Source organism: Marinitoga sp. 1135 (assembly GCF_013363245.1).
Lineage (GTDB): Bacteria > Thermotogota > Thermotogae > Petrotogales > Petrotogaceae > Marinitoga > Marinitoga piezophila.
Map to the genome: position 1 here is coordinate 180532 of NZ_LBEZ01000003.1, position 26100 is coordinate 206631.

A 26100-nucleotide genomic window follows, 5' to 3' on the forward strand; every position below is an offset into this window, starting at 1 on the left:
AATAAAGAAGGGGTGATTATATATGGAAATGATAAAGATTGTATTGCCTGATGGTTCAGAAAAGGAATATAAAAAAGGAATTACTGCAGCAGAAATTGCAAAAGGAATTTCTGAAGGATTATACAGACAATCAGTAGGTGCATTGGTAAACGGAGAATTATATGATTTAACAAGACCTATTGAAGTTGATGCAACAGTAAAATTAATTACAGATAAAGATCCTGAAGCACCTGTAATTTTCAGACATACAATGGCTCATATTATGGCACAGGCAGTAATGAGAATATATGGAAAAGATGTAAAACTTGCAATTGGTCCTGTAATAGAAAATGGATTTTATTATGATTTTGATATGGAAGAAAAGATTTCCGAAGAAGACCTCGAAAAAATAGAAGCAGAGATGAAGAAAATAATAAAAGAAGATTTAAAAATCGAAAGATTTGAAATTTCAAAAGAAGAAGCAAAGAAAATGTTTGAAGAAATGAATCAACCATATAAGGTTGAATTGCTCGAAGATATAGAAGATGATACAGTTACATACTATAAACAAGGAGAATTTATTGATCTTTGTAGAGGTCCTCATCTTCCTTCAACAGGGAAAATTAAACAATTTAAATTATTATCTGTATCAGGAGCATACTGGAGAGGCGATGAAAGAAATAAAATGCTTCAAAGAATCTATGGTACAGCATTTGCTAAAAAGGCACAATTAGATGAATATTTAAAAATGCTTGAAGAAGCAAAGAAAAGGGATCATAGAAAATTAGGTCCAAAACTCGAATTATTTATGTTTGATAGCGAATTGGCACCTGCAATGCCTTTCTTCTTACCAAGAGGAGCTAAAGTTATTAATCAGCTTATAGAATTTTCAAGAGAATTACATAAAAAATATGGATATGAAGAAATACTCACACCATTAATGATGAATGTAAAGCTCTGGCATCAGTCAGGTCACTGGGATCATTATAAAGAAAATATGTATTTCACAGAAAAAGATGAGATGGAATATGCAATTAAACCTATGAACTGTCCTGGACATATTTTAATCTATAAATCAAAGGTTGTAAGTTATAGAGACCTTCCAATAAGATATTCTGAATTTGGTAAGGTTCATAGATATGAAAGAAGCGGTGTTGTTCATGGGTTATTCAGGGTAAGAGCATTCACTCAGGATGATGCACATATTTTCTGTACAAAAGATCAAATTGAAGAAGAAGTAATCAAGGTTATGGACTTTACAAATGAATTATACAACGCTTTTGGTTTTGAATATGAAGCAAATTTAAGTACAATGCCTGAAGACCATATGGGTGATGAAAAAACCTGGGAAATCGCTACAAATGCATTAAAGGCTGCACTTGAAAAATCAGGAATAAATTATAATATTAACGAGGGTGACGGAGCGTTTTACGGTCCAAAGATCGACTTCCAGATTAGGGATTCATTAGGAAGAAAATGGCAATGTGCTACAATTCAGCTTGATTTCCAGATGCCAGAAAGATTTGATATTCACTATGTAGACCACAATAATGAACTTCAAAGACCTGTTATGATACACAGGGCAATATATGGTTCTATTGAAAGGTTCTTTGGAATTTTAATTGAAAACTTTGCAGGTGCATTCCCAACATGGCTTGCACCAGAACAGGTTGCAGTAATTCCTGTTTCTGATAAATATGTTGAATTCAGTAAAGAAATTGCAGCAAAATTAGACAAAGAAGGAATAAGAGTAAAACTAGATGATTCTAATGCAACAGTAGGATACAAAATTAGAAATGCACAATTATTAAAGATTCCATATATGATTGTTATTGGTGAAAAAGAGGTTGAATCAAATAAGTTTAATGTAAGAACAAGAGAAGGTAATACTGTAGAAGATATCTCTCTTGAAGATATTATTAAAACTATACATGAAGAAGTGAAAAATAGAAGCTTAAAGTTAAGCTATTAAAATTAATTAAGTACAGTTGCGGTTTAAAAAATAAGCCGCAACTGTATTTTTATTTTCAAAAAATGGAAATTCCCTTATTTGATTTTTAAATCTATAAAGAGTATAATTATAATGGAGAGTATTGGGGGAATATTTATGATAAAAAAATATAAAAATGACGAAATATTACAATTAGAAAACGAGGACCCAATAGCTTTGGTTGTTTTAAAAAACGGCCATTTGTTAAGTGAATCAAAATTTTGTAATTATAAAAAAGTCTTTATTAAAAAGGGGATTTTTTCTGAAGAATTCCTTTTTAACATAAAAACCATTGAATCGCTGAGAAATGTTAGAAATTCGGAAGTCGAACTAATTACAGATAAAAAAGAAGCGGAAGAATTTTTAAAAAATAATAAAGAATTATTAAGTCTGGCTATAAAAAAGAGAATAAAAATGCTTGTTAATATGAATGATAAAATAGCTACTGATTTTTTTACCAAAAAAAATCAACGAAGACTTGCTGAAGATTTCAAAACTGAAATTGAGGTTGAAGAAGTTAAAAAGATTTTTAAAAAAATATATAAATATAACTGGCATTATTTTTCTGATGATTTTATACAAAAATATATATCAGCAAGAGAATTAATATTATCTGAAGAATATGAAGAAGCTTATGAAAACTTAAAAAATATAGATTTATCAAATATAGAAGATAAATACTTTAAAGCCGAAATAGAAATCTGGAAAATATATTGCCTTTATTTTATGCAAAATAATAACTATGAAAAAATGCTTGAAACGCTTCATTATAAATATGATTTTTTAAATGAACTTATATCTTTCTTTATTTTAAATAAAAGCATAAAGGATAAAAAAATTGACAGCAACTTAAAAACTTATTTTAAAAAAGGGTATTTAATTCCCGCCAAGACCGTTTTGTTCTTCGAAGGAGAAGAAGGTGACTGGTCCTTTTTAAACGTTAGCGGGAGTGTATATATTTCAAAATTTTTAGACAATAAAGAAATATTATTAAATATTCTTACTGAAGGAGAAATTGTAGGGGAAATTGCTGTAATTGAAAATGTTCAAAGAACAGCTACCGTCTTTACAAAAACTCCTTTACAGTTTATTTATATAACCTCAGATAATCTGGAAAGTTTGATAAATGAAAGTTATTTATTGGGTAGAAATATTTTAAAAGCCCTTATTAAAAGAGTTGATTTTCAAAAAAAACTAATAGCTAATACAGATTTAATCGATAAGACAAAAGTATTGATTAATAAATACAGCCGTCAAAGATTAAATAAATTTAAGCTAACCCCCCAACAGTTTTTAAATCTATCAGGTTTAACAATGGATATTTCTGAATTTATAACAATATTATCCAAAAATAAAATATCCACAATTAGACCTGATGGAACTCTTTATTTTAAATAATATTTTTGGGATGTGATTATATGAAAGAAAGGTTATATGCTCCGGAAACTATTTTGGTAAATGAGGGAAACGAAGTTGAAAACTTGATAATTTTAAAAGAAGGGATGTTAGAAACAACATCTTCTTTTTGTGCTCATCATTCATATGAAACTAAAGGAATATTTGGTGCTGAATTGCTTATTCCAGGGATAAAATCTTTTGAATCAATAAGAGTTATTGAAAATAGTAGGGTTCTTTTATTGGAAAAAGAACTCGTAGAAAAATTTTTGTTATCAAATTCCAGTCTGGTTATATATCTTATAAAAAAGTATATAGAAAAAATTATTAGTTTAAATAAAAAAATATTCGGAGATATAAAGAAGGAAAATGAGAATAAGAAAAATTCGGAGCATCTTATTGATAAAAACTTAGATGTTGTTGATATTTCGAAAAAATACCTTAAAAGACATAGAAGAAGGGAATATACAAGTATAAAAGATCATAACATACAATTATATGAAAACGGTAGAAAACTTTTTAATGCAGGAAAAATAAAGGAAGCTTTAAATGAATTTAAAAAGATTCAATTTAATAAATTCGATATGTATTTTCAGGCAGAAGTTGAAATCTGGAAAGATTTGTGCATGATATTAATCTCTCCAGATAAAAAATATTATCTTGAAAAAACTCTAAGAGAAAAATATCCGTTTATAAAAGAGTTATTTTCATTTATGGTTTTTGAGTCGGTTATTACAAATAAACCTTTAATAAAACCACTTGTCACTTACTTAAAAAGTGGATATTTGCTTCCATCTCATACTGTATTATTTCATGAGGGGGAAGAAGGAGATTGGGCATTTATGATTCTCTCGGGAAATGTTAGAGTATCAAAATTTTCACCTCACGGTGAAAAATTGTTAGCAATTTTATCAAATGAAGAAATAGTAGGTGAAATTGCTTGTTTTAAAGATGTTGAAAGAACTGCAACTGTATTTACTTCAACACCTTTACAAATGATAAAAATTGAAAAAAATAATTTAGATTCATTGGTTACCAATGATCCTGGTTTTGGATTAAAAATAGTAAAGAAGCTTATTATGAGACTAGAATTCGAAAGATATTGGGCTTCTCCAATGAATTTTGACGAAAAATTAACATATATGATTAAAAAATATGGTAAAAATACATTGAATAAATCTCATTTAAAAATTGAAGAAATATTGAGTTTGTTTAGAATTACTGATAAAAAACCAAATGAAGTTATCGATTACCTTTTTAAATCAAATATTGCGAGATTGAGAACAGATGGGACGTTGAAGTTTATATAGGGAGGTATCTAATTGACAGAAAACAAGATATTTAATAAGAAAATGATCATAAAAAATATTTTATTAGCTATTTTTATTGGATTGGCTGTAAATATTGTATTTATTTTTTATTCTGATTTTGAAAAGATAAAAGAAACTATTTTATATACAAAATTAAGTGATTTTTTTATTCCATTTATTATTTTTATTGCAGTTTATATTATTGAAGCCATAAGATTAGATATAGTTTTAAGATCTTTAGGTCATAAAATTACTTTTAAAGATGCTTTTACTAATTCCGTTATTAATTATCTTTTTACATACATTACACCTCTTGCAATGGGGGGACAACCATTTCAAATATATCATTTAAAAATGTTAGGAATAAAAGCTCGTGAGTCAACAGCCATGATAAGTTCTAAATTTATTGAATATCAATATACTGTTATTTTTTTAATTGTGGTATTTATTTCAAAAATCAAGTTTATTGTTAATCAAGAAGTTTTAAGTTACAAAGTATTATTAGGTGGTTTTACTGTTACAATAATATTTTCAATATTTTTTACTGCTTTATTAGTAGAACCTTTATTGGTAATTAAAATATTAAAAAAATTTCCAAAACTTAAGAAGAAAAGAATATTAAAATTAGAAAGTTGGACTATGGAGTTAAGAGAAAATATAGCCTTCTTATGGAAAAAAAATTTTTTTGTTATGGTTATTGATATAATATTGGGAATTTTAAGTTTAATGATACAGAGTTACACATTGTATGTTGTTTTTAGTTATAAAATTCAAAATTTTAATCTCGATTTTTTCACCTTTTTCCCTTTGTATTTATTAGTATATTTATTGGTTTTTTATTTTCCTACTCCAGGTTCGAGTGGAGGTTTAGAAGCTGTTTATGTTCTCATTTATTCCTCAATATTTAAAAATTCTTCAAATGTTTTAATCTCTATATTAATTTGGAGAATAGCAACTTATTATTTTCAAATAGTGTTTGGACTAATAATGTTATTTTTAAATAAGAATCTATTTTTTAATCAAATAAGCGAAAATTAAACCGGAGGGCATTATGAAAAAAGAAAAAGTAGCTGGATTAATTCTCACACATAATAGGAAAGAATTATTAAAAAAAGGAATAAACGCGCTTTTAAATCAAACATATGAACTTGAAAAAATATTAATAGTTAATAATAATTCTACCGATGGTACAAAAGAATACTTAGAAAGTTTAAACAATGACAAAATTGAAGTTTTAAATATCAATGAAAATATCGGTAGTGGTGGAGGATATCATGAAGGTATAAAATACCTGGAAAAAGAGGAAAAATATGATTGGATATGGTTAATGGATGATGATGCTCTACCTGAGAAAAAAGCTTTAGAAAAAATGATAAATGCATATTTATCTTTACCTGAAAACAAAAGAAATAATACAGCTGTTTTACAAAATGATGTAATAACCATAGAAGAAGATTTCTTTAAAAAAACAAATGATAATAATACCAATATCTGGCTAAAAAAAAGAGAATTTACTGTATTTGTTGGATTTATGATAAAAACTTCTGTGGTAAAAGAAGTTGGATATCCTAAAAAAGAGTATTTTGTGGGTTTTGAGGATGTTGAATATGGATTTCGAATAAGAAGACGAGGATATTATATGTATACTGTAAAGGGTGCATATATTTTTCATAAAGCATGGAATTTTGCCGAATCATGGGAAGATACTATTTTATACGATGAAACAAAAAATATAGAACCTGAAAGAATTAAAAAAAGATTTATTTTTAAAAAAGTAAATGTAGATGGATGGAGATTATATTATCATTTTAGAAATGCGTATAATGCTTTTGAAGAAGAACCAAATATTTTTTTAAGATCTTTGGGAAAATTATGGTTATACTATGATAGATTTGTATGGAGTATTGTCGAAAAAGATAAATTGAAGTTTGTTGATTTGGGTTTGGAACATGGTAAAAAAAATATAATGGGAATAACCATGCTTCCTTCAAAATCAAAAGAGCCTATTTTGGTAGACAAAATTAAGCAATATAAATAAAAGTTTTAATATGAGGTGAAAAATATGAATATAGGCATATTTTCAGATGTATATTTCCCACAAAAGAATGGTGTATCTACTGCTGTAAAATTATATAAACAGGAAATGGAAAAATTAGGACATAATGTATATTTATTTGTACCAAGATATTCTCATAATTATAAAAGAAATGAAAAAAACGTTTTTGAATTTCCTGCAATTAAATTCTTATTTGAAAAAGAACAAAGAATTGCCATTCCAATTTCAGGAGATATTTTTAAAATAAAGGATTTAGAATTAGACATAATTCATTCGCAAGATCCTTTTTCAATGGGAATTCTTGCAGAATTTTTAGCAAAATTATTAAAAATAAAACATGTTGGAACCCATCATACAATGTATGAATATTATAGAAAATATTTACCTTTAATTATTAGACCAACTTTAAAACAAACTCAAAAAATGATACGAAATTGGTGTTTGAAATTAGACAAGGTAATTTCACCTACAGAAAATATAAAAGAAGTATTAGTTGATTATGGTGTTCCTGAAGACCATATAGTGGTTATTCCTACTGGAATAGAAACAGAAATTTTTAATAAAGAAATAACCTGGAATCTTAGAGAAGAGTATAATATAATGCCTGATGAAAGAATTTTATTATTTGTAGGAAGGCTTGGGCCAGAAAAAAATATAGATTTCTTAATTAATGTATTTTCAAAAGTTGTAAATAATGAAAAGAATACTAAATTTGTCATTATAGGTGATGGTGTAGAAAGAGAAAAACTAGAGGAAATGGTTGTAAATCTCGGCTTGCAGGAAAAGGTTATTTTTACAGGTGGCCAACCACGTGAAAAGGTATTAGAAGCATATAAACAGGCTGATATTTTTGTATTTGCTTCATATACAGAAACTCAAGGTCTTGTGGTTTTAGAATCTATGGCAGCAGGAACACCTGTTGTAGCACTTGGAAAAATGGGAGTTTACGATCTTTTAAATCACGAAAATGCTGGTGGAATAATGATCAAAGAATTAAATGAAGATGATTTTGTTCACGAAATTTTAAGAGTATTAAAAGACCATGAATTGCATAAACAATTGTCAGAAAATGGAATTAAATTTGTAAAAGAAAATTATTCAATAGAAGTATCGGTTAAAAGAATTATAGAGGTATATAAAGATGTTTTAAATTCTTGACAAAATAATCTCTTTATGGTAGAATTTATACGGTAATTAGGGTGCTTAGCTCAGTGGGAGAGCGCTTCCTTGACGCGGAAGAGGCCGCAGGTTCGATCCCTGCAGCACCCACCAAAAGCCCTTTAAGGGCTTTTTATTTTTATTATATATCTCCTTAAACAGTTCTGGGACAGAACCGTTTTATGCATATTTAGTTCTGAGGCAGAACCAATATATTCTTAAATTATGTATTTTTATGGTATAATATATTCATATAGAACTATTTTATGCATATTTAGTTCTGATTCAGGACTTAAAGAGGTGGTAAGGATGAACAAAGATCTAATAATTGAAAAATTAGAAGTTTTTCAGGAAAAACTGCTTTATATTTTACCTGAAAAATTCCGACCTTTTTTTGATACTATTAACAAAGATACAAAAAATTTAATGTTAGTTGGTTCTCGTGGAACTGGAAAAACAACCTTTTTATTAAAAAATTTAAAAGAAAAAAATGCTCTCTATATATCAGCAGATAACCCTATTGTTTCAACAATACCATTATTTGATCTTGTAGAAGCCGCATTTTTAAAAGGCTATGAAAGTGTTTTTATTGATGAGGTTCATTTTGCAAATGATTGGAGTATTCATTTAAAAGGAATTTATGATGTCTTTCCTGATAAGAATATCTGGGTAAGTGATAGTAGCAGTATAATTTTACAAAAAGGAGTTTCTGATCTTTCAAGACGTTTCCCAATTATAGAAATTCCTTTGCTTTCACTTCGCGAATTTATTTATCTTGTTGATGGAAAACTTTATCCTATAATCGATCCTTTTGATTATGATCCCAAAATCATCAAAAAAATAATTTCCGAAATTAACGTACTCTCATTATATAGAGACTATATAGACCATGGATTTAGACCAATTTTTCTTGAAGATTTACATATGTATGATAATAAGCTTTTAAAAATTGTAGAAAAGTCCATACAATCAGATATTTTATTTTTACTTCCACAATTACGAGAAAATTATTTAAGAATAATAAATGCAATCATTGGATATCTGGCATTATCTAAAATACCACGACTTATAATAAATTCACTGTGTAAAGAATTTTCAATTGGAAAAGAAAAGCTTTATCAACTTCTAAATGCTCTTGAAGCTATAAAAGTAATAAGAATTATAAGACATGAAAAAGATTATAAACTCAATTCTGTAGGTTCAAAAATATTTTTATATGATCCTGGAATATATAAAATTTTTAATGGTGATTCTGGAAACTTAAGAGAAGCATATGTTGCTGCACTCTTTTCAGAAGCAGGAATGAAGGTATATTCATCTAAAAAAGAAGAATATGGTGATTTTGTAATTGATGGAAAACTTATTGAAGTTGGTGGGAAAAATAAAAAAATTAAAAAGGCTGATTTTGTTTTAAAAGATGACATTGAAATTCCAGTTAAAAATTCCATTCCTCTCTGGCTTATAGGCTTTTTATATTAATCAAAAAAGCTTCCTGAAAATCAGGAAGCTTTTTTGATTTATGTTCTTGAAATTTTTCCATAGTTAGATGATTTAATAAGTCCAGCACCAAATAAAAATAACACAACATACATAAATTCATCAAAATTATTTGAAAAGTTATACCAGAATGGAATTTTATTAATCATTAATATCGCCGCTATTGAAAAGAAAAAGCCTTCAAGTCCTCTAATCAAGATTCTTTTCATAAGAAAACGATAGAAATATGATTCCCTTGTGTATCCAAATGAAAGTATCATTGATCTAAATCTGCTATCAAATTTATCCTTAGCTGTCATAAATGATCTTGTATAAAATAGAATAAGCGAAATAAACAATAATAGATTACTTAACTTATAATATTCCACATTTAGCATTTTTAGAAGCACAACACTTCCTAAAAAGTTATACATGTTAAAGAATTCAATTATAAAGAAAGGTCTTTTGTTTGAAATTATAAAATACTGTGCAAGGAAGAATGCCAGAAATGATGCTACAAAACATTCAAAAATCAAATATATGTAATAAAACGTCATTAAAAAACTCCTTTCTTTTTATTCAGAAGTTTCCTTTTTTTCTTCTTTTTTCTCCTGTGGCAATTTTGATTCAACCATTGCTGCAACAGATCCTAAAACGCCCATTATATCATAAGGTATAAATAATTTTGAAGCCTGACCATTTGCCATTTCCTGTAAAGTTTCTAAGTATTTTACCTTTAATAAATCTTCTGTTGGCTGACCTTCATGTATTGCTTTGAATACGTTAATAATAGCTTTTGCCTGACCTTCTGCTTCAACTTCGTATTTGTATTTCTTAGCTTCAGCAACTCTTTTTACAGATTCAGCTTCACCTTCGGCTTTTAATATAGCAGAACGTTTATCTCCTTCAGCTCTTAAGATAGCTGCCTGTTTATAACCTTCAGCTTCTAATATTGCAGCCCTTTTCATCCTTTCAGCCTTCATTTGTTTACTCATTGCTTCCATTATATCATCTGGTGGATCAATCTTTTTAATTTCTACCCTTGTTACTTTAACACCCCATTTATCCGTGGCGTCATCAAGCACTTCTCTTAATCTGGTATTGATCATTTCCCTTGAGGTTAATGTCTGGTCAAGTTCGAGTTCACCTATTACATTTCTTAAATTTGTCTGTGCAAGTTTTATAGCTGCAAGCTGGAAATTATTTACATTATAGATAACTCTAAATGCTTCTGTTATTTCATAATAGATTACAGCATCAACGGTTACAATAACATTATCTTTTGTAATAACCTCTTGTGGTGGAACATCAATTACACGTTCCCTCATATCAACCTTTATCATTCTATCAAGAAAAGGAATAATAAACTGTAATCCTGGTTGAGCCTCTCTATGAAACTTCCCAAGACGTTCAATTAAACCTTTTTCATATGGCCTTATAATTTTTAAACTTGTAGCTGCTATTAAAATGACAAATACAGCTATAATAGTTAATAAATACATCCTTAATCATCCCCCTTCAAGAAAGTTTTTTTACAACTAATGTATTACCTTCTCTTTTTAAAACTACAATTTTATCCCCTGATTTTATTTCTTCATCCGACATTGCTTTCCATTCTTCACCGAAAATTTTTACTATTCCAGATTTGTTTTTCCCAATATCTGAAATTGCAATTCCTGTTGCATTTTCTAATTCATCAAGACTGAATTTTCTATTTTCAGAACTTTTAAGCCATGGCTTTACAATTTTTCTTGAAAAAATCACAAGTATAAAGGATAGTATTATAAAAAATGTGGTTGTAATTATTTTGTTTGTTGTAAATATTCCTAATATGGCAGTAATAAAACTACTAATTCCAAACCATAAAAAGAAAAATGTTGGCGTAATAATTTCAAGAATAACAAAAATAATCCCCAATATTATCCAGAATTGCCATTCCAGCATTTTAACTCCCCCTTTCCATATGTTTCGCTATATTATGGAAATTTCTTCTGGATGTACAATATGAAACTCTATATCCTTAAATTCACTGGATAATTCTTCTTTTGTTTTTTTAATTAACCTTGTATATCGGCTTGAAATATGATAAAGAATAACCTTTTTTGGCTTAATTTGTGTTAATAATTTTTTTATTTCGTCTAATGATGTATGATTGCGCAATTTTCTATCTTTTTCTCTTATAAAAGTACATTCATGTACCAATATATCACTATCTTCTATAATATCCGGTGATACAGGTAACGAATCTCCGCTAATAGTAACTAATTTTTTTGTATATTTTTCCAATATATTTTCTTTACCCATTTTACTTATTAATTCCTTTATTTCATTTCCAGATAGATTTTGATATTCACTTTTTAAACGTTTTCTGTTTTCAAGAATCTGGAAACCAACAGATTTTTCGCCTGGAGTATGCCTTGTTTTGAAAATCTTTAAATATCTGTTATTTTTTAAAGGGATAATATCACCATGTTCAACGGTAATAAATTCAAGTTTGAATCTTAAATATTTATTCATTCTCTGGATAAAGTTTAGATATTCTTCTATATTTTTAGAACCTTTAGGATAATAAATTGTTAACCCCTTTTCTCGACTTCCCATTGCATTGTTTCTGGTATTTATAAATCCCCACAAACCTGCAATATGATCAACGTGAGAATGTGAAATAAATATCTTTTCTATACTGTATATCTTGTTTCCTAACGCAGCGCTTATTCCTTCGCCTACATCAAATAAAAGCCTATCAGGTTTATAATAAACCCATGTAGTATATAATGCCTTTGAACGAATTATAAATTCCAAAATTTTTCACCATCCATTATTCTTCTAACGGTTCTATTTTAACCTTAATATCTCCTTTTACACCTTCTGGAAGTTTTATTGTTAGTGTATATAACCCTACTTCTTTAATATTAACCTTTTCTGTAAACCATCTTTTATCAAAATCGATATTTGTACTATCTTTTATATGTTTTGCAATATCATTTGCTGTAATTGCTCCAAATAATTTTCCATTTTTTCCACATTTTATTTTTAATTTATAAACTTTTTCCTGGAGTTGTTTAAGTAATTTTTCCATTTTTTCTTTTCTTTTTTGTTTTACTTCTTTTTTTACTTCCTGTATTTTTTGAACGTGTTTTATTTCTCCTTCTTTCGCTTCAATTGCAAGTCCTCTTGGTATTAAATAGTTTCTTCCGTAACCGTCAGAAACTTTTACTATTTCCCCTTTTTTACCAACTTTTGCTACATCTTTCAATAACATTACTTTCATATAACCCCTCCTTGTTTCTTTCTTTATTAAGTATATCACAATTTAGTTAAATTTAATGTGAAAATGGAATAACAAAAATTAAAGGAGGCCTCAGCCTCCTTATATTATTAGTCACTAATGAATGGTAATAATGCCATGTGTCTTGCTCTTTTAATCGCCTTTTTAACCATTCTCTGGTGTTTTGAACAATTTCCGTTTAATCTTTTTGGAATTATTTTACCTTTTTCGTTAATGAAATCTTTTAATAAATCAACGTTTTTATAATCAATATATTCTATTTTTTGAGAACATAATTTACATTTTTTTACTCTTCTTGGTCTTCTAAATGCCATGTTGTTCACCTCCTAAAAATTTGGTGGGGTATCATCCTCGGTTCCCGCATCATCAATTGGGAAAAATTGAGGAAATTCATCATTTGAAAAGTCATCAAAATCATCATTTACTTCGTCGATAGTCGGTTCAATAACTTCTATATTTGAATTATCTTCAAAATTATTTGTTATATATGCATCTCTGCTTGCTTTTGACTCCATAAATTGTATTGTGGAAGCTGAAACCTCTGCTCTTTCCCTATAATTATTGTTTTGATCTCTCCAGGTATTTATTCTTAAAGCACCTTCAACAAGAATCAAAACACCTTTTTTGAGGTAATTTTCAGCAAATTCTGCTTTTTTTCCAAAAACAACAACCCTTATGAAGTCAGTTTTTTGACCGTTGAAATCATTATTCCAATTTGGTCTATCTACAGCAAGTGTAAAATTTGCGACTTTATCTCCTGAAGTTGTCATTCTTACTTCTGGATCTCTTGTAAGTCTTCCAACAAGTATAACCCTGTTGAATGAATAGCTCATAATATCATCCCTTATTCTTCGTCAGCAGCTACTGGTTCTTCAACAATAACTTCCTGTGTTTCTTCAGCTTTTTTTGCTTTGTTTTTTTCAGCTTTTTCTAAGTCTTCTCTTCTGAATACCTGCCATCTGAATGTGTTCTGGCTGTTAATTCTGAAAAGACCGTCTAATTCGTTTACCTTATCTGGTTCTGCTTTGAAAATTCCCCAAGCATAGTCACCTTCTGTATAACCTTGATGGGTTCTGTAAGCTAATTTTCTCATACCCCATCTTTCCCAGTGTTCAATTTCTCCACCAACTTTTTCTTCGATCCATGATTTAACTTTTTCTACTTCTGCGTTTCTTGCTTCTTCAGATAATTCTGGAGAAACAATAAACATAACTTCATAAATCCTTTTCACTACCATACACCTCCTCGGACATTTTTGGCCCTTATTTAAAAGAGCGGAATTTTTGCCATATTATTATATCAAAAAAAGTCTCAAATAAAAAGCTTTTAACATAAAATTATCAAAAAAAATAAATTATAGAAACTCTTCATTGTTTTGCATATCAAATTTGTGTTATACTTATATTAGGAGGTATTCTAATGGAAAGAATAGATACACAGGTTTTTGTTGCTTTTGATCTTGAAACTACCGGGTTAAAACCCTATTTAGGAGATAGAATTATTGAGGTAGCTGCTATTCCTATATTTAATGGGAGAATAAAAAGAAAATATGAATTTCATACATTGGTAAATCCAAATATTAGAATTCCTGGTGAAGTTTCACAGTTCCATAAGCTTAATAATACTGATATAGAAAATGCACCAACTATTTTAGAGGTTTTTCCAAGGTTCAAAGAATATGTCTCAGGTACAATTTTGGTTTCCCATAATGCAAGAATGGATATGAAATTTCTTGATGTTGCTGCAAAAGAAAGCGGTATTTTACCTTTAAACAATTATTATATCGATACTCTGGAATTGTCAAAAGCTTTATTGGAAACAGGCCCATATTCATTGGAACATTTATCAAAACGCTTCAAAATATATGAGGGAAAATCTCATAGAGCATATGACGATGCTTTGATGACTGCAAAATTATTTTTAATTTTTATAAAACGTTTTGGCTTAAAGAGTCTATCTGATTTCATAAAAAGATGGAGGGGATAGTTATGGTAAAAAACTTTGTGCTCGACACAAATGTATTAATTCATGATCCAAAAGCTATTTTTAATTTCCAGGACAACAATGTTATTATTCCATTTCCTGTTTTAGAAGAAATTGACAATTTAAAAACACGCGGTGAAAGAACAGGTGCCGCTGCTAGAGAAGTAAATAGAGTATTAGACGGATTAAGAAAAGACGGTAATTTAAGAAAAGGCGTAAAACTCGAAAATGGAGGTTGTTTAAGAATATTAACCCTTGAAGAAAATGGCTTTAAGATTCCTAAATATTTAGGGAGAAAGATGGATGATTTTATTTTAATGTATGCAATGTATTTAAAGGAACACGATAAAAAACATGAAACTTATCTTGTTTCTAAGGATATTAATATTAGAATAAAAGCAGAAGCCGTTGGAATAGTGGCTCAAGACTACCTTACAGATCGTATTGAATATGAAGATTATTTTGAAGGATTTATGGAGTTAAATATTGAAGAAAAACTTATTGAAAAGGATAAGATAAATATAAACCTCATTGAAAATCACGAAAACATTTCACCTAACACATATTTTGATCTTAATAATGGCAATTATTATAGATATTCTGAAAAAGAAAAAGCCTTGGTTAAACTTGATGTTTCATTATTTACAGAAGTTTTTGGGATTAATCCGAGAAACAGAGAACAGATTTTTGCATTTGATGCTTTACTAAATGATGAAATTCCACTTGTAACTCTTGTTGGAAGCGCTGGAACCGGAAAGACGTTATTGGCATTAGCAGTGGGACTTTTCAAGGTTTTAGATGAGAAAAAATATAAAAAATTACTTGTTTCAAAACCTGTAATTCCTGTTGGAAAAGATATAGGTTTTTTACCTGGTTCAATTCAAGAAAAGATGAAACCATGGTTGCAGCCTATATACGATAATCTTGATTATTTATTCCAGGGAAAAGGGAAAAAACCCGATGAATACCTTGAAAAAAGAGAAATATTAGAAATAGAGGTTCTTTCATATATTAGAGGAAGATCTATTCCGGAACAATATATGATTATTGATGAAGCTCAAAATTTGACTCCTCATGAAATAAAAACTATAATTACAAGAGTAGGAGAAAATACAAAGATAGTATTAACCGGTGATCCATTCCAGATTGATAATCCATATTTAGGTTTTTCATCAAATGGTCTTACATATGTCTCTTCAAAATTTAGAGAATCTCCTTTAGCTGCTCATGTGTATCTTTTGAAAGGAGAAAGGTCTGAACTTGCATCTAAAGCAGCAGAAATTCTGTGATTTGTAAAATATATTTAAGAATAATTCGGTAAAATATAGAAAATCTAAATATGAGAAAGGATGAGAAAAATGAATAATTCCGATGTTTTAGAATATGATGTATACGTTAAAGTAAAAAAAGAGGATATACATCTTGTCACTTATTTACTTGAGTCTGTTGATAATTTAATGAATGTAAGAAATGTTGTTGAAAACAACATGATGAAAATCATATGTCCAAAAGATACTCTTGATGAATCTTTAAAATTAATAAATTCTTTAAAAGAAATGACTGATCTGGAGGTTGTAAAGATTGAACCCAACAACGGGGAAGTCTAATTCCAGAAAAAAAGGGATATATAGAATTATCCCTATACCTTATGAAAATTATCCAAGTATTTTTGAAATTGATTATAACAGATTAAAAAAACTCGGTTTTAAAACTTTACTATTTGATTATGATTTTACTCTTGCTCCTTGGAAACAACAGATTGATGATAAAACTATTGTTTTATTTGAAAAATTATCTAATCTTGGATTTAAGATTGCAATTGTATCAAATGCCCCAGAAAAACGAATAAAACATGTAAAAGAAAAAGCTGGAGAACATATCCATATATATTGGCGTATGCATAAACCGTTATCTATAAAAATTAAAAAAATCTTTGAAGATTTAAAAACAACACCTGCTGAAACTGTGATAATTGGAGATTTATTTTTTACAGATATTTTATTAGGAAACAGATTGGGATTATATACTATTCTGGTTAATCCATATACATACGAAATTGATTCTTTTTTTAAAAAAATTGCCGCTTTTCTTTCTAAAATTTTATATTATACATTTTTTTATACATTGGGGTGGTTGTTTAGAATGCTTGATCATACTATACCAAACGAATTTGTTAACGATGTTTTTGAAATAGACTATAAAAAATTAAAAGATAAAGGTTTTAAACTTTTGATTTTTGATTTTGATAACACATTAACTACCTGGAGAAATGAAAAATTGCCAGATGAGATATTAAATTTATTTGATAATTTATCAAAAGATTTTAAAATTCTAATTGCATCTAATGGTAAAGAGCATAGATTTCATAATATTAGAGAAGAATTAAAAAGATATAATATCGATGTAATGGGATATTCTCTAAAACCTTTTCCTTTTAAGATTAGAAAAAAAATTAAGGAATATAATATTCCTCCATCTCAATGTGTTTTAATTGGTGATCAATTATTTACTGATATAATTGCAGGTAATAAAAATAATTTTTATACAATAAAAGTTAAACCAATTTCAAAGCATGAAAGAGTATTTACCAAAATACTAAGATTTTTCGAAAAGATTGCCATGAAATCAATGAGAGAAAAACCTAAAGTTTAGGAGGGGGAAGATGGCGTTTGATAAAGAAGTCTACAGAAATTCTGTAAAAAGCGTTACTAAATATTTATGGTTCAATACTGAAAAACCCATAGAAATAATTCATATAACAGATGAAGTCAGAGATTTTGTAAAAGAAAGCGGTATTATTGATGGATATGTAATGGTTTCCGCTATGCATCTTACAGCATCAGTTTATATTAATGATTATGAGTCCGGATTAATTGAAGATATTAAAGAATGGTTAGAAAAATTAGCTCCTCAAAATTATCCATATAAACATCATTGGACAGGTGAGGTCAACGGTCATGCTCATTTAAAGAATCTAATTATGCACCATCAAATAATAGTTCCTATAACAGATGGTGATCTTGATTTGGGACCATGGCAGGAGATTTTTTATGCTGAATTTGACGGACAAAGAAGAAAAAGGGTTATATTAAAAGCTTTTGGAATCTCAAAATAAATGAAATAAATGGGGGATTTTATGGAAAAAGTTTATTTTTATGACGGATTTTTATGGGGTGGAGTATTTGATTCTTATCAAATAGAAAAAATGAATGATCGTACAAACTGGGATGAATGGCAGAAAAAAGGAAAAATAAAAGACGGTACTACATTAAAAATCATAGAAAAGTTTCAGAAGAATTTATTTTCTGAAACTTTTGAAATTTCTAAAAATATAGGATTAAATTCCTTAATGTTTTCAATAGAATGGGCAAAAATATATCCTGAAATGGGATATATCAATCGTGCAAAATTAGAAAGTTATAAAAACTTTATCCTATCTCTGAAAAAAGAAGGAATTGAAATATTTTTAATTTTAAACCATTTTACTTTTCCAATCTGGTTTGAAGAAAAAGGTGGTTTTCAGAATGATGAAAATCTTAAATTTTTAATTTCATACACTGAAGAAATAGTAAATGAATTTAAAGATATAGTTGATTACTATATTCCTTTTTATGAACCTTTAAAATATATTGATTATGCGTATAAAAAAGGTTTATATCCTCCGGGGATTAGCGATGAAAAAATTTCTGAAATAGTTAAAGAAAACATAATAAAAGTTTATAAGGAATTATATCTTTTAATACACAAAAATAATATTTATTCCAAGGTCGGAATTATCAAAAATACAAATTATGATAATACTTTTTTTAATGTTTTAAAAAATTATATGGATTTTCTGGGAATTACATTTTACGATGATAAAACATCAGGTTTACCCCGTACAGTTCAAAAAGATGATATTGGAAATAATATTTATCCAGAAAAATTGAATATTGAGATACCAGAATTAAAGAAATATGATAAACCTATTGTAATTTCTTCTATCGGCATTGCTGATGAAAGCGATATTTATCGATCTCAATTTTTGATAAAAACAATTTCCTATATTCATGAGTTATTAAACAATAATATTAAGATTATGGGGTATTTTCACAAAAATATCTTTGATTTATTTGAATGGGAAGAAGGGTTTAGTGCCGAATACGGATTATTTGAATTTGATTCTATAAATAATCGCATAAATCCTCGACATAGCGCTAAAGTTTTTTCCAATATAGTTCAATCGAATAAAATACCACCACATTTAATTAAATATACTCAATAATAACATTTTGAAAGGTCAGGCTTAACGCCTGACTTTTTTATTTATAATATATACTTTAATTTTTTTAAAGTCACTTATAAAAAAATTGAATTTTCTATAAAAAATTTTATGATATTTTAATATTTGCTATTGACAAATAAAAATTTTTTTTGTTATAATAGAGTTGAACTTATAAAAATTAAAGTATATATAAATAAAATTAAAATAACCACGTCTATTAAGATGGAGAGAAATTAAATAATAATATTTTTTAAAAAGGGGGTTTTAATATGTTGAAAAGAAAAAAACATTTTTTAAAAGAAAAAAAGACAAGATCATACTACGAAGGATTTGATTCAATGACTGAATTAAAAGATGTATTATTAGAAATGAAAAGATATCAATTGTAACTTTTATTGCTACTCCTTCCTAAAAAAAGAAGCTCCGAAATTTTCGGAGCTTCTTTTTATTCATTATTTATAATACTATGTGCACTTTTAAGTTCTGAATGAATAATATTTTTTGCATCATCAAAGAGTTCAAAAATATGCGGATATTTTAATTCACAATATACAATATTCCCAACCTTTTCTTTTTTAATTAAACCAACATCTTCAAGAATTTTTATATGTTGAGATATGCTTGACTGCGTAAGCCCTAGCTTTTCAGAAATCTCAAGAATATTACATTCTTTATTATTTAATATTTTTAAAATTCTCAATCTTGTAGGATGAGATAAAGCTTTAAATATATCTGCTAATAAATCACAATTATCCATATTCAACACTCCATCTTTTAGTATTTCTAAGTAAAGTATAAAGTTTTAGTTTTACGATATATTCAAGGAAAAATTAATTTTCTGCTATTTTTCGCGCTTCAAGAATACCGTGTGCTGTAGCATGAACTATACTTCTTGTATGTCCAGAACAATCACCTATAAATTTAAGATTTTCAAATAAATCGTTATTTAATTTTTTACCATAAAATTTTACTTCTACTCCATATAATAAATTTTCTTCATCTGCAATTCCAGGAATTATTTTATCTAAATTATCTATAAATTCTATTAATGATGTAGAGGTCTTACTTGGAAAAACTAAATTAAGATCACCAAGAACATATTCATCATTATTTAAAGTTGGAAATACCTTCCATAATTTTTTTGTTCTTTTTCCTTTTTTAAAATCACCATATGTTTGAAGTATTATTTTATCTCCGCCTGCTAAAATATTGGATAATTTTGCTATATATGAACCATATCCATTTGGATCATTAAAAGGTTTTGTAAACGAATGAGTTACCAAAATTGCAAAATTAGTATTTGTCGATTTTTGATCATGTATTGCGTGACCATTTACAGTAATAAAATCAGAGTATTTTTCTGTAACAACATATCCCGAAGGATTATTACAAAATGTTCTTACCAATTGACCATTTGAAGACTTAAATTTCACTTTAAATTCATATAATGCCTCATTAAGCTCTTTAACAACTATATCCGGCAATTCAAATCTTACTCCTAAATCCACCTTTGTATTCGATAATATTATATCCGGATATTTCTCTGTTAAGGTATCTATTAGCTTAAATCCACTCCTTCCAACTGCAATATACACTTTATCAAACTCTTCCTTTTTTTCTTCACGACTTTTTCTATCGATATATTTAATTAATATTTTTTCATTAACTTCAATATCTTTAACAAAGGAATTAAATTTAAATTCTATTCCTTTTTTAGAAAATTCCTCATGTGCATTTTTTAGAAAAATCTTCAATTTATCTGTTCCAATATGAAAAAATTCTGATTCTACAAGTTTAAAGCCGTTAATAAAAAATTTCTTTTGTAGTTCTTCAAGATTCTCTCTAGATCCAATTTCAGGTTCTGTCTCTGCAAGCTTACAATAATAATCCACAATTTCTTTTTGCAATGTTTTATTATATAAAATTTCCTCTAAATCTCCTCCCATTTCTGAAGAGACAAAGAGCTTCCCATCAGCTCTAATTCCACTAATAGAGGATGAATAAATATCTGCATTCATTTCAAAAACTGTAATTTCATGTTTAGATGTGTCTATTTCCTTCAAAAATCCAACAGCTGCTGCACCAAATCCTATAACTGCTATTTTCATTAAAACCTCTCCTTTCAAATGTATATTTCCCTTACAAAAAAATAGACTGAAACCTTAAAGGTTTCAGTCTAGATTACTTTTTTATAGTATAGTAGCATCTCTTTGGAGATTCAATTTTCTCCTCTTTCTTTAATTTCTTTATTGCCTTATCCACTTCTTTTTTATCAATTCCCGCTTTTTCTGCTATTTCCGCAGATTTTAAAGGTTCTTTTGATTCAGATAATACTTTAACAACTAATTCTATATTATCCATTATATCTTCCTCCTAATAAATCTTTATGTTATTAATTCATTCTTTTATTTAAGTATTTTTTCAATTCATCAAATGAAATTTCGAAAATATTATCTATAATATAATCTAAATCATCTATATCCAGATTTTCAATTTTATTTCTTAATTTTTCTATATCTTTTTCTTTAAATTTTCTTTTTAATAATTTTATCACATCTTCAACTTTTGCGCTATGTAATCCTTGCTGTAATCCCTGCTCTAAACCTTCTTTTCTTCCTTCAATCATTGCTTTTTCTTTACTTTCTTTTATCGCTTCTTCAACTGTTCTTATAAAGTTTTCAAACATTCCCTCCACCTCCTCATTTTCATATATCTCGAGTTCTTTTTTATCGATTCCAGTTTTATTCGTTAATACATTAATTACTATACCTACATATTCTTTAAATTTCGCTTTTTCAGTTTCCGGAAGAGTTTCTAATTCTTTCTTTATCTCTTTTAACGTTTCTATTATCCTTTCTGTTTCCGACTTATTTAAGGTTAATAATAGTCCCAATGCATTTTTTATTCTTAATAACCTTTCTTCCTCTAATTGACTTAGATCTATTATTTCATATTTAAATGATGGTACATATTCTGAAAACATTTCCCAATTTTCTACTTTTTTCATAAACCAATTCTCGGCTGTCCATTTTCTTTTCCCTGTATAGAATACTATGGGGATTATAGGTATAAGCTTGAAACCTTTTGTTCTTGATTCTTTTTTAAAACTTTTTATATATTCTCTCCATATTCTAATCATATATTCTAATATTCTAAATTGCATCAAATAATCAACACTTGACTGATGTTCAATTAACAAAAATAAATACATTTCTCTTTCATCATACTTTATTTTAAACAATAAATCACTTTCCTTATCTCCATAGGCTAAATCAGTGAAACGTGTATTCTCTATTTTTATATTTTCTGGTTTTATGTTATAGGATCTCAATTTTGGTAAAAATATATTTATAAATTCAACAAGCATTTCCTTATCAGATAATATATTTTTAAATAGTTGATCTTCCATCCCCATTTAGATCCCCCCTTAAAAATATATTTATCATGAAATATTATAAAAAAATTTATTTCTTATGTCAAGAATACATTATTTTAAAATTCCTTTTATAATCAATTCCGTGGCTTCATCTTCTGTAAGTCCTTTAGCCATCAACGTTTCTAATTGCTGTGGATTAACTCTTCCAACGGATGCTTCATGAGTCAATTCTGCTAAATCGTTATTAACTCTCAATATTGGAATTGTACTTACATGAACATTTGAACCTTTACTGATTTCTGTACATTCAATGTGCCCCTTTGAATATGGTGCATTACCATAAGCTTCATTTATTACTTCTGCATTTGTTGAATCCTGAGCAAAAACATATGTTTTGGCAATACCTGAAGCCTTTTCGCCATTTAAATTCACTACTTCTTTTATATTAATCTTATCATCTTTTTTACCCCAGACTTTGGATTCAAGCAATGCTTTAGAAGATTCGTCAAGATCCACTGTCATTTCAATTTTTAACTCACCAGCTCTTGATTTCGTTAATCTAAATCTGCTATCAAATACAGAATTTTTTGCAACCTTTGTATAATAATATGTTTCTAAAAATATTCCATCTTTTTCATTATGAAAGTGCTCGTCTTCCATAAATACAATAGAGTTTTCACCAATATACATTTCTGAATCCATTTTATGGTGAATCTTTCCAAACGGGAACGAACAATGAGAAAGGAATTTTACATCACAATTATTTCCTATTGTATATTTAACCTTTATGTATTGTTCTCCTTGATTCCTTAAAAAGCCAACACATAAATGAATAGGTTTATCCATTTTAACTCCATCATCTATAATCATTTCATAATCAACAACACCATCTTCTGCTTTATGAATTATTATATTTATTCCTTCTACAGTATTCTTACCAAGTATTTTATCTCCACTGATAATAATAGAAACTATATCTTTACTTAATAAGTTACTTATATCACCACCAGCCTGCTCATAGGCTTTTTCTATCATTTCAAATTCTTTAGCATAATTTTTTTCTATGTTCATAATTTCACCTCATTACCCATATCTTCAACAGGTACATTTATATGTGCACAATTATCGCATGTGCTTTTATATACTTCAGAAACAATTTTTGGATCTCCCTGCGATTTAATTCTTCCTGAACAGATTAAAAATGCTTCATCGGCTATTTCTGCAATTTCCTCCCTATGAGTAATACTTAAAACACTTCCGCCATTTGAGGTTATCATTTTGAATATTCTTTCAATCATTATATTTGACATCATATCTATTCCGGAATCCGGTTCATCAAAAATAGCAAATTTTGGTTTTAATATAATTAATGATGCTAATTCTATTCTCTTTCTTTCACCACCCGAAAGTGTCTTATCAACCTTTCTATGAAGATAAAAAGGATTAAGACCCACAAGGTTTAATATCTCTATTAATTCCGCATCACTTAAATTTATCCTCTTTCCCAATGTAAGATATTCCTTTACTCCAAGTCCTTCATATCTCACTGGTTCCTGCCATGCCATTGTGATTCCCAATTTAGCTCTTTCAGTTATCGAATAATCAGTAATATCTTCACCATTAAATATTATTCTTCCACCATGATTCCCTTTATATCCGTCAAGTCCCATTATTATTCTTGCCAAGGTCGACTTTCCAACACCATTATTCCCTAAAACTGCATATATTTTCTTTTCTTCAAATTTAAAGGATATATCTTCTATAATCTTTCTTGGTCCCACATTAAAACTTATGTTTTGTAATTCTAACATTATACTTCCTCCCTGATCTTTTAGGATTACTATTATAATTCTATCAAATTATTGTAAAAATTCCTGACATAAAATATCGAAAATATAATAGTTTGTAAAAAGTGTATTAATATGTTATAATTCACACTGAATAAATATTAGAGGTGTGTTACGGTGAAGAAACAGAATATCTTGAAAACGGAATATTTTGATATTGAATATAATATAATAAAATCACCAAAAAGAAAAACAATGTCTATAATAATCTCCGAAGACGGTGAAGTAATTGTTAGAATTCCAAATTGGATTTCAAATTACGAAGCAAAGAAATTTGTATTTAACAAAAGAGAATGGATTGTTTCGAAACTAATGATATTTAAAAAACAAAAAATTCCTGAAAGAAAATATGTTTCAGGAGAGAAGTTTTTGTATCTTGGTAAGACATATACTTTAATGATTATGGAAGGGAATTATGGCGTTGGAATTTTAGATGATTTTTTATATATTTCACTAAAAAAAGACTTTTTCGACAATTATGATTTAAAAAGAAATATGGTTATAAAATGGTATAAAAATCAGGCCAAAAAGATAATAAACGAAAGATTGGAATACTATTCAAAAATAATGAAATTACAATACGGCAAAGTTTTCATCAGAGATCAAAAAACACGTTGGGGCAGTTGTTCAGGCAAAAACAATCTCAGTTTTAACTATAAAATAATCATGGCTCCAAAAAGAAAATTGGATTATATTATTGTACATGAATTAGCTCATATTATATATAAACATCATCAAAAAAGTTTCTGGAATTATGTAGAAAAATACTGTGAGGATTATCAGGAAAGCAGAAAATGGTTTAGAGAAAACGGACGATATTTGATATTATAATCTATTATAATCTCAGGAGGTGCAATATGATAAAGATTGAAGAAGTTATAAAAGAAAAAAAGAAAATATATGCAATCTCTTTAGAATCACCATTTTATCCAGACGGAAAAGGCGGACAACTTGGAGATAGAGGAAAAATAGGAGAAGCAACCGTGCTTTTTGTGGAATATAAAAATAACAAATATTATCATCAAATCGATAAAGAAATAGAACCCGGAGAATATGATTATGAAATCGATTTAAAAAGACGTAAGGATATTTCACAACAACACACAGCTCAACATATTTTATCAGCTGCTTTTGAACAAATTACTGATCTTGATACCGTTGGTTTTAGAATGGCTGAAGAATATACTACAATAGATTTAAACACCGCAAAATTAGATGAAAAAATAGAAAAAGAAGCTGAAAGATTATCCAATGAAATAATACAAAAGTGTTTACCTGTTGAAGAAATTATTACTTCAAAAGAAGAAATAAAAAAATATAATCTCAGAAAAGAGTTAAGCGATAAGGTTCAAGGAGATGTAAGATTAATAAAGATTGGTGATTTTGATATAAATCCATGTGGTGGATTTCATGTAAAAAATACAGGCGAAATTGGATTGGTAAAAATCATTTCAAAGGAAAAGGTAAAAGGGAATCTAACGAGATTATATTTTGTAGCTGGAAACAGGGCCATTGAGGATTATGAAAAAAGAATTAATATTACAAAAGATATTTCACATATTTTAACTGCTAAAATAGAAGAAACACCTATAAGAGTTGAAGAAACATTGAAAAAAATGAAAGAATATAAAAGCGCATACGAAAAATTAAGCGAAAAATATGCTGAAATAATGGCTAAAAAATTCTTAGAAAATGCTAAAACAATAAATAATATAAAATTTATCTATATTGATTCAAACGAAGATTATATAAATTATCTTCCCAAATTCCTTCCGATGAATGAAATTTTATTTGTTACAAAAAAAGAAAACAGATACGAAATATCTTCAGGAATCATTGATTGTAAGGAATTAATAAACAATATTAGAAAAGATTATCCTGAACTTAAAGGTGGCGGTGGTAAAAATAGGGGAAGTATTATAGGAAATATTGACATAGAAGTTATTAAAAATTATATAAAATAAAAAGCCGGATTTT

General features: G+C 27.9%; 29 protein-coding genes and 1 tRNA gene. 16 read left to right on the plus strand and 14 right to left on the minus strand.

The features are described 5' to 3' along the window. Nucleotides 1-28 precede the first annotated feature (28 nt). The 8 genes from thrS (at nucleotide 29) to XO10_RS02285 (ending at nucleotide 9367) form a co-directional block, all read left to right on the plus strand. A complete protein-coding gene (gene thrS, locus XO10_RS02250) occupies nucleotides 29-1951 on the plus strand; it encodes a threonine--tRNA ligase (RefSeq protein WP_175421134.1) in 1923 nt (640 codons plus the stop codon). Nucleotides 1952-2086: 135 nt separating this feature from the next. After that, entirely contained in the window at nucleotides 2087-3367 is a 1281-nt protein-coding gene (locus XO10_RS02255; protein ID WP_014295946.1) for a Crp/Fnr family transcriptional regulator, read from the plus strand. A gap of 20 nt (nucleotides 3368-3387) precedes the next feature. Beyond that, nucleotides 3388-4674: a cyclic nucleotide-binding domain-containing protein gene (locus tag XO10_RS02260; protein ID WP_014295947.1), complete on the plus strand. Its 1287-nt coding sequence runs from the start codon at nucleotides 3388-3390 to the stop codon at nucleotides 4672-4674. 12 nt (nucleotides 4675-4686) lie between these two features. Then, nucleotides 4687-5712, plus strand: a complete 1026-nt coding sequence (locus tag XO10_RS02265; protein ID WP_175418102.1) for a lysylphosphatidylglycerol synthase transmembrane domain-containing protein — start codon at nucleotides 4687-4689, stop codon at nucleotides 5710-5712. Nucleotides 5713-5725: 13 nt separating this feature from the next. Next, nucleotides 5726-6712 carry a glycosyltransferase gene (locus tag XO10_RS02270; RefSeq protein ID WP_175418103.1) on the plus strand — a complete coding sequence of 329 codons (987 nt, stop codon included), beginning with the start codon at nucleotides 5726-5728 and terminating at the stop codon, nucleotides 6710-6712. A 24-nt stretch (nucleotides 6713-6736) separates the two neighbouring features. Next, nucleotides 6737-7888: a glycosyltransferase gene (locus tag XO10_RS02275; protein WP_175418104.1), complete on the plus strand. Its 1152-nt coding sequence runs from the start codon at nucleotides 6737-6739 to the stop codon at nucleotides 7886-7888. Nucleotides 7889-7927: 39 nt separating this feature from the next. Next, a tRNA-Val gene (locus XO10_RS02280) sits at nucleotides 7928-8002 on the plus strand. Between the two features lie 195 nt (nucleotides 8003-8197). Then, the gene (locus XO10_RS02285) at nucleotides 8198-9367 is read left to right on the plus strand and encodes an ATP-binding protein (protein WP_175421082.1); all 1170 of its coding nucleotides are present in this window, start codon (nucleotides 8198-8200) and stop codon (nucleotides 9365-9367) included. Between the two features lie 38 nt (nucleotides 9368-9405). Here XO10_RS02285 and XO10_RS02290 read toward each other — a convergent pair whose 3' ends face one another. The 8 genes from XO10_RS02290 to rpsF form a co-directional block, all read right to left on the minus strand. After that, entirely contained in the window at nucleotides 9406-9921 is a 516-nt protein-coding gene (locus tag XO10_RS02290; RefSeq protein WP_014295952.1) for a hypothetical protein, read from the minus strand. 18 nt (nucleotides 9922-9939) lie between these two features. Further along, nucleotides 9940-10866, minus strand: a complete 927-nt coding sequence (locus XO10_RS02295) for an SPFH domain-containing protein (protein ID WP_014295953.1) — start codon at nucleotides 10864-10866, stop codon at nucleotides 9940-9942. A 16-nt stretch (nucleotides 10867-10882) separates the two neighbouring features. Then, nucleotides 10883-11308, minus strand: coding sequence for an NfeD family protein (locus XO10_RS02300; protein WP_175418106.1), 426 nt, complete (start codon nucleotides 11306-11308; stop codon nucleotides 10883-10885). Between the two features lie 27 nt (nucleotides 11309-11335). Continuing rightward, nucleotides 11336-12166 (minus strand): MBL fold metallo-hydrolase, encoded by an 831-nt coding sequence (locus tag XO10_RS02305; RefSeq protein WP_014295955.1) that lies wholly within the window; start codon nucleotides 12164-12166, stop codon nucleotides 11336-11338. A 16-nt stretch (nucleotides 12167-12182) separates the two neighbouring features. Further along, complete coding sequence (gene rplI / locus XO10_RS02310) at nucleotides 12183-12635, minus strand: 50S ribosomal protein L9 (RefSeq protein ID WP_014295956.1); 453 nt, start codon at nucleotides 12633-12635, stop codon at nucleotides 12183-12185. Between the two features lie 107 nt (nucleotides 12636-12742). Beyond that, complete coding sequence (gene rpsR / locus XO10_RS02315) at nucleotides 12743-12967, minus strand: 30S ribosomal protein S18 (RefSeq protein ID WP_014295957.1); 225 nt, start codon at nucleotides 12965-12967, stop codon at nucleotides 12743-12745. Nucleotides 12968-12979: 12 nt separating this feature from the next. After that, the gene (locus XO10_RS02320) at nucleotides 12980-13486 is read right to left on the minus strand and encodes a single-stranded DNA-binding protein (protein WP_014295958.1); all 507 of its coding nucleotides are present in this window, start codon (nucleotides 13484-13486) and stop codon (nucleotides 12980-12982) included. A gap of 11 nt (nucleotides 13487-13497) precedes the next feature. Next, nucleotides 13498-13890, minus strand: a complete 393-nt coding sequence (gene rpsF, locus XO10_RS02325) for a 30S ribosomal protein S6 (protein ID WP_041638447.1) — start codon at nucleotides 13888-13890, stop codon at nucleotides 13498-13500. A 182-nt stretch (nucleotides 13891-14072) separates the two neighbouring features. On the opposite strand from rpsF, the gene XO10_RS02330 reads away from it, so the two are divergent. The 6 genes from XO10_RS02330 to XO10_RS02355 all read left to right on the plus strand — a co-directional run bounded on the left by XO10_RS02330 (nucleotide 14073) and on the right by XO10_RS02355 (nucleotide 18900). Continuing rightward, nucleotides 14073-14639, plus strand: coding sequence for a PolC-type DNA polymerase III (locus XO10_RS02330; protein ID WP_014295960.1), 567 nt, complete (start codon nucleotides 14073-14075; stop codon nucleotides 14637-14639). Between the two features lie 2 nt (nucleotides 14640-14641). Next, entirely contained in the window at nucleotides 14642-15925 is a 1284-nt protein-coding gene (locus XO10_RS02335) for a PhoH family protein (protein ID WP_175418107.1), read from the plus strand. Between the two features lie 69 nt (nucleotides 15926-15994). Beyond that, on the plus strand, nucleotides 15995-16243 hold the full coding sequence (locus XO10_RS02340; protein WP_041638449.1) for a DUF4911 domain-containing protein: 249 nt from the start codon (nucleotides 15995-15997) through the stop codon (nucleotides 16241-16243). Next, complete coding sequence (locus XO10_RS02345; protein WP_014295963.1) at nucleotides 16218-17288, plus strand: YqeG family HAD IIIA-type phosphatase; 1071 nt, start codon at nucleotides 16218-16220, stop codon at nucleotides 17286-17288. The genes XO10_RS02340 and XO10_RS02345 overlap by 26 nt, the downstream gene beginning before the upstream one ends. Before the next feature lie 10 nt (nucleotides 17289-17298). After that, complete coding sequence (locus XO10_RS02350; RefSeq protein WP_175421083.1) at nucleotides 17299-17751, plus strand: secondary thiamine-phosphate synthase enzyme YjbQ; 453 nt, start codon at nucleotides 17299-17301, stop codon at nucleotides 17749-17751. A 21-nt stretch (nucleotides 17752-17772) separates the two neighbouring features. Further along, on the plus strand, nucleotides 17773-18900 hold the full coding sequence (locus XO10_RS02355; RefSeq protein ID WP_075780285.1) for a family 1 glycosylhydrolase: 1128 nt from the start codon (nucleotides 17773-17775) through the stop codon (nucleotides 18898-18900). Nucleotides 18901-19345: 445 nt separating this feature from the next. Here XO10_RS02355 and XO10_RS02360 read toward each other — a convergent pair whose 3' ends face one another. The 6 genes from XO10_RS02360 to XO10_RS02385 form a co-directional block, all read right to left on the minus strand. Continuing rightward, nucleotides 19346-19657, minus strand: coding sequence for a helix-turn-helix transcriptional regulator (locus tag XO10_RS02360; protein WP_014295967.1), 312 nt, complete (start codon nucleotides 19655-19657; stop codon nucleotides 19346-19348). Between the two features lie 73 nt (nucleotides 19658-19730). After that, nucleotides 19731-21008 (minus strand): NAD(P)/FAD-dependent oxidoreductase, encoded by a 1278-nt coding sequence (locus tag XO10_RS02365; RefSeq protein WP_014295968.1) that lies wholly within the window; start codon nucleotides 21006-21008, stop codon nucleotides 19731-19733. A gap of 73 nt (nucleotides 21009-21081) precedes the next feature. Continuing rightward, a complete protein-coding gene (locus XO10_RS02370; RefSeq protein ID WP_014295969.1) occupies nucleotides 21082-21261 on the minus strand; it encodes an HTH domain-containing protein in 180 nt (59 codons plus the stop codon). 31 nt (nucleotides 21262-21292) lie between these two features. Beyond that, complete coding sequence (locus XO10_RS02375) at nucleotides 21293-22315, minus strand: Rpn family recombination-promoting nuclease/putative transposase (RefSeq protein WP_175418108.1); 1023 nt, start codon at nucleotides 22313-22315, stop codon at nucleotides 21293-21295. Nucleotides 22316-22387: 72 nt separating this feature from the next. Next, on the minus strand, nucleotides 22388-23347 hold the full coding sequence (locus XO10_RS02380) for a SufD family Fe-S cluster assembly protein (protein ID WP_014295971.1): 960 nt from the start codon (nucleotides 23345-23347) through the stop codon (nucleotides 22388-22390). Next, the gene (locus XO10_RS02385) at nucleotides 23344-24087 is read right to left on the minus strand and encodes an ATP-binding cassette domain-containing protein (RefSeq protein ID WP_175418109.1); all 744 of its coding nucleotides are present in this window, start codon (nucleotides 24085-24087) and stop codon (nucleotides 23344-23346) included. Before XO10_RS02385 ends, XO10_RS02380 begins: the two co-directional genes overlap by 4 nt. Before the next feature lie 153 nt (nucleotides 24088-24240). Here XO10_RS02385 and XO10_RS02390 point away from each other — a divergent pair, with 153 nt between their 5' ends. Together XO10_RS02390 and XO10_RS02395 are read left to right on the plus strand one after the other, a co-directional pair. Next, the gene (locus tag XO10_RS02390; protein ID WP_175421084.1) at nucleotides 24241-24954 is read left to right on the plus strand and encodes a SprT family zinc-dependent metalloprotease; all 714 of its coding nucleotides are present in this window, start codon (nucleotides 24241-24243) and stop codon (nucleotides 24952-24954) included. A gap of 26 nt (nucleotides 24955-24980) precedes the next feature. Further along, on the plus strand, nucleotides 24981-26087 hold the full coding sequence (locus tag XO10_RS02395; protein WP_014295974.1) for an alanyl-tRNA editing protein: 1107 nt from the start codon (nucleotides 24981-24983) through the stop codon (nucleotides 26085-26087). Nucleotides 26088-26100: the final 13 nt, after the last annotated feature.

Coding starts and splice junctions, on each gene's coding strand:
- thrS (WP_175421134.1), top strand. CDS start 29: ATGATAAAGATTGTATTGCCTGATGGTTCAGAAAAGGAATATAAAAAA.
- XO10_RS02255 (WP_014295946.1), top strand. CDS start 2,087: ATGATAAAAAAATATAAAAATGACGAAATATTACAATTAGAAAACGAG.
- XO10_RS02260 (WP_014295947.1), top strand. CDS start 3,388: ATGAAAGAAAGGTTATATGCTCCGGAAACTATTTTGGTAAATGAGGGA.
- XO10_RS02270 (WP_175418103.1), top strand. CDS start 5,726: ATGAAAAAAGAAAAAGTAGCTGGATTAATTCTCACACATAATAGGAAA.
- XO10_RS02275 (WP_175418104.1), top strand. CDS start 6,737: ATGAATATAGGCATATTTTCAGATGTATATTTCCCACAAAAGAATGGT.
- XO10_RS02285 (WP_175421082.1), top strand. CDS start 8,198: ATGAACAAAGATCTAATAATTGAAAAATTAGAAGTTTTTCAGGAAAAA.
- XO10_RS02290 (WP_014295952.1), bottom strand. CDS start 9,921: ATGACGTTTTATTACATATATTTGATTTTTGAATGTTTTGTAGCATCA.
- XO10_RS02295 (WP_014295953.1), bottom strand. CDS start 10,866: ATGTATTTATTAACTATTATAGCTGTATTTGTCATTTTAATAGCAGCT.
- XO10_RS02300 (WP_175418106.1), bottom strand. CDS start 11,308: ATGCTGGAATGGCAATTCTGGATAATATTGGGGATTATTTTTGTTATT.
- rplI (WP_014295956.1), bottom strand. CDS start 12,635: ATGAAAGTAATGTTATTGAAAGATGTAGCAAAAGTTGGTAAAAAAGGG.
- rpsR (WP_014295957.1), bottom strand. CDS start 12,967: ATGGCATTTAGAAGACCAAGAAGAGTAAAAAAATGTAAATTATGTTCT.
- XO10_RS02320 (WP_014295958.1), bottom strand. CDS start 13,486: ATGAGCTATTCATTCAACAGGGTTATACTTGTTGGAAGACTTACAAGA.
- rpsF (WP_041638447.1), bottom strand. CDS start 13,890: ATGGTAGTGAAAAGGATTTATGAAGTTATGTTTATTGTTTCTCCAGAA.
- XO10_RS02330 (WP_014295960.1), top strand. CDS start 14,073: ATGGAAAGAATAGATACACAGGTTTTTGTTGCTTTTGATCTTGAAACT.
- XO10_RS02335 (WP_175418107.1), top strand. CDS start 14,642: ATGGTAAAAAACTTTGTGCTCGACACAAATGTATTAATTCATGATCCA.
- XO10_RS02340 (WP_041638449.1), top strand. CDS start 15,995: ATGAATAATTCCGATGTTTTAGAATATGATGTATACGTTAAAGTAAAA.
- XO10_RS02350 (WP_175421083.1), top strand. CDS start 17,299: ATGGCGTTTGATAAAGAAGTCTACAGAAATTCTGTAAAAAGCGTTACT.
- XO10_RS02355 (WP_075780285.1), top strand. CDS start 17,773: ATGGAAAAAGTTTATTTTTATGACGGATTTTTATGGGGTGGAGTATTT.
- XO10_RS02360 (WP_014295967.1), bottom strand. CDS start 19,657: ATGGATAATTGTGATTTATTAGCAGATATATTTAAAGCTTTATCTCAT.
- XO10_RS02365 (WP_014295968.1), bottom strand. CDS start 21,008: ATGAAAATAGCAGTTATAGGATTTGGTGCAGCAGCTGTTGGATTTTTG.
- XO10_RS02370 (WP_014295969.1), bottom strand. CDS start 21,261: ATGGATAATATAGAATTAGTTGTTAAAGTATTATCTGAATCAAAAGAA.
- XO10_RS02375 (WP_175418108.1), bottom strand. CDS start 22,315: ATGGGGATGGAAGATCAACTATTTAAAAATATATTATCTGATAAGGAA.
- XO10_RS02380 (WP_014295971.1), bottom strand. CDS start 23,347: ATGAACATAGAAAAAAATTATGCTAAAGAATTTGAAATGATAGAAAAA.
- XO10_RS02385 (WP_175418109.1), bottom strand. CDS start 24,087: ATGTTAGAATTACAAAACATAAGTTTTAATGTGGGACCAAGAAAGATT.
- XO10_RS02395 (WP_014295974.1), top strand. CDS start 24,981: ATGATAAAGATTGAAGAAGTTATAAAAGAAAAAAAGAAAATATATGCA.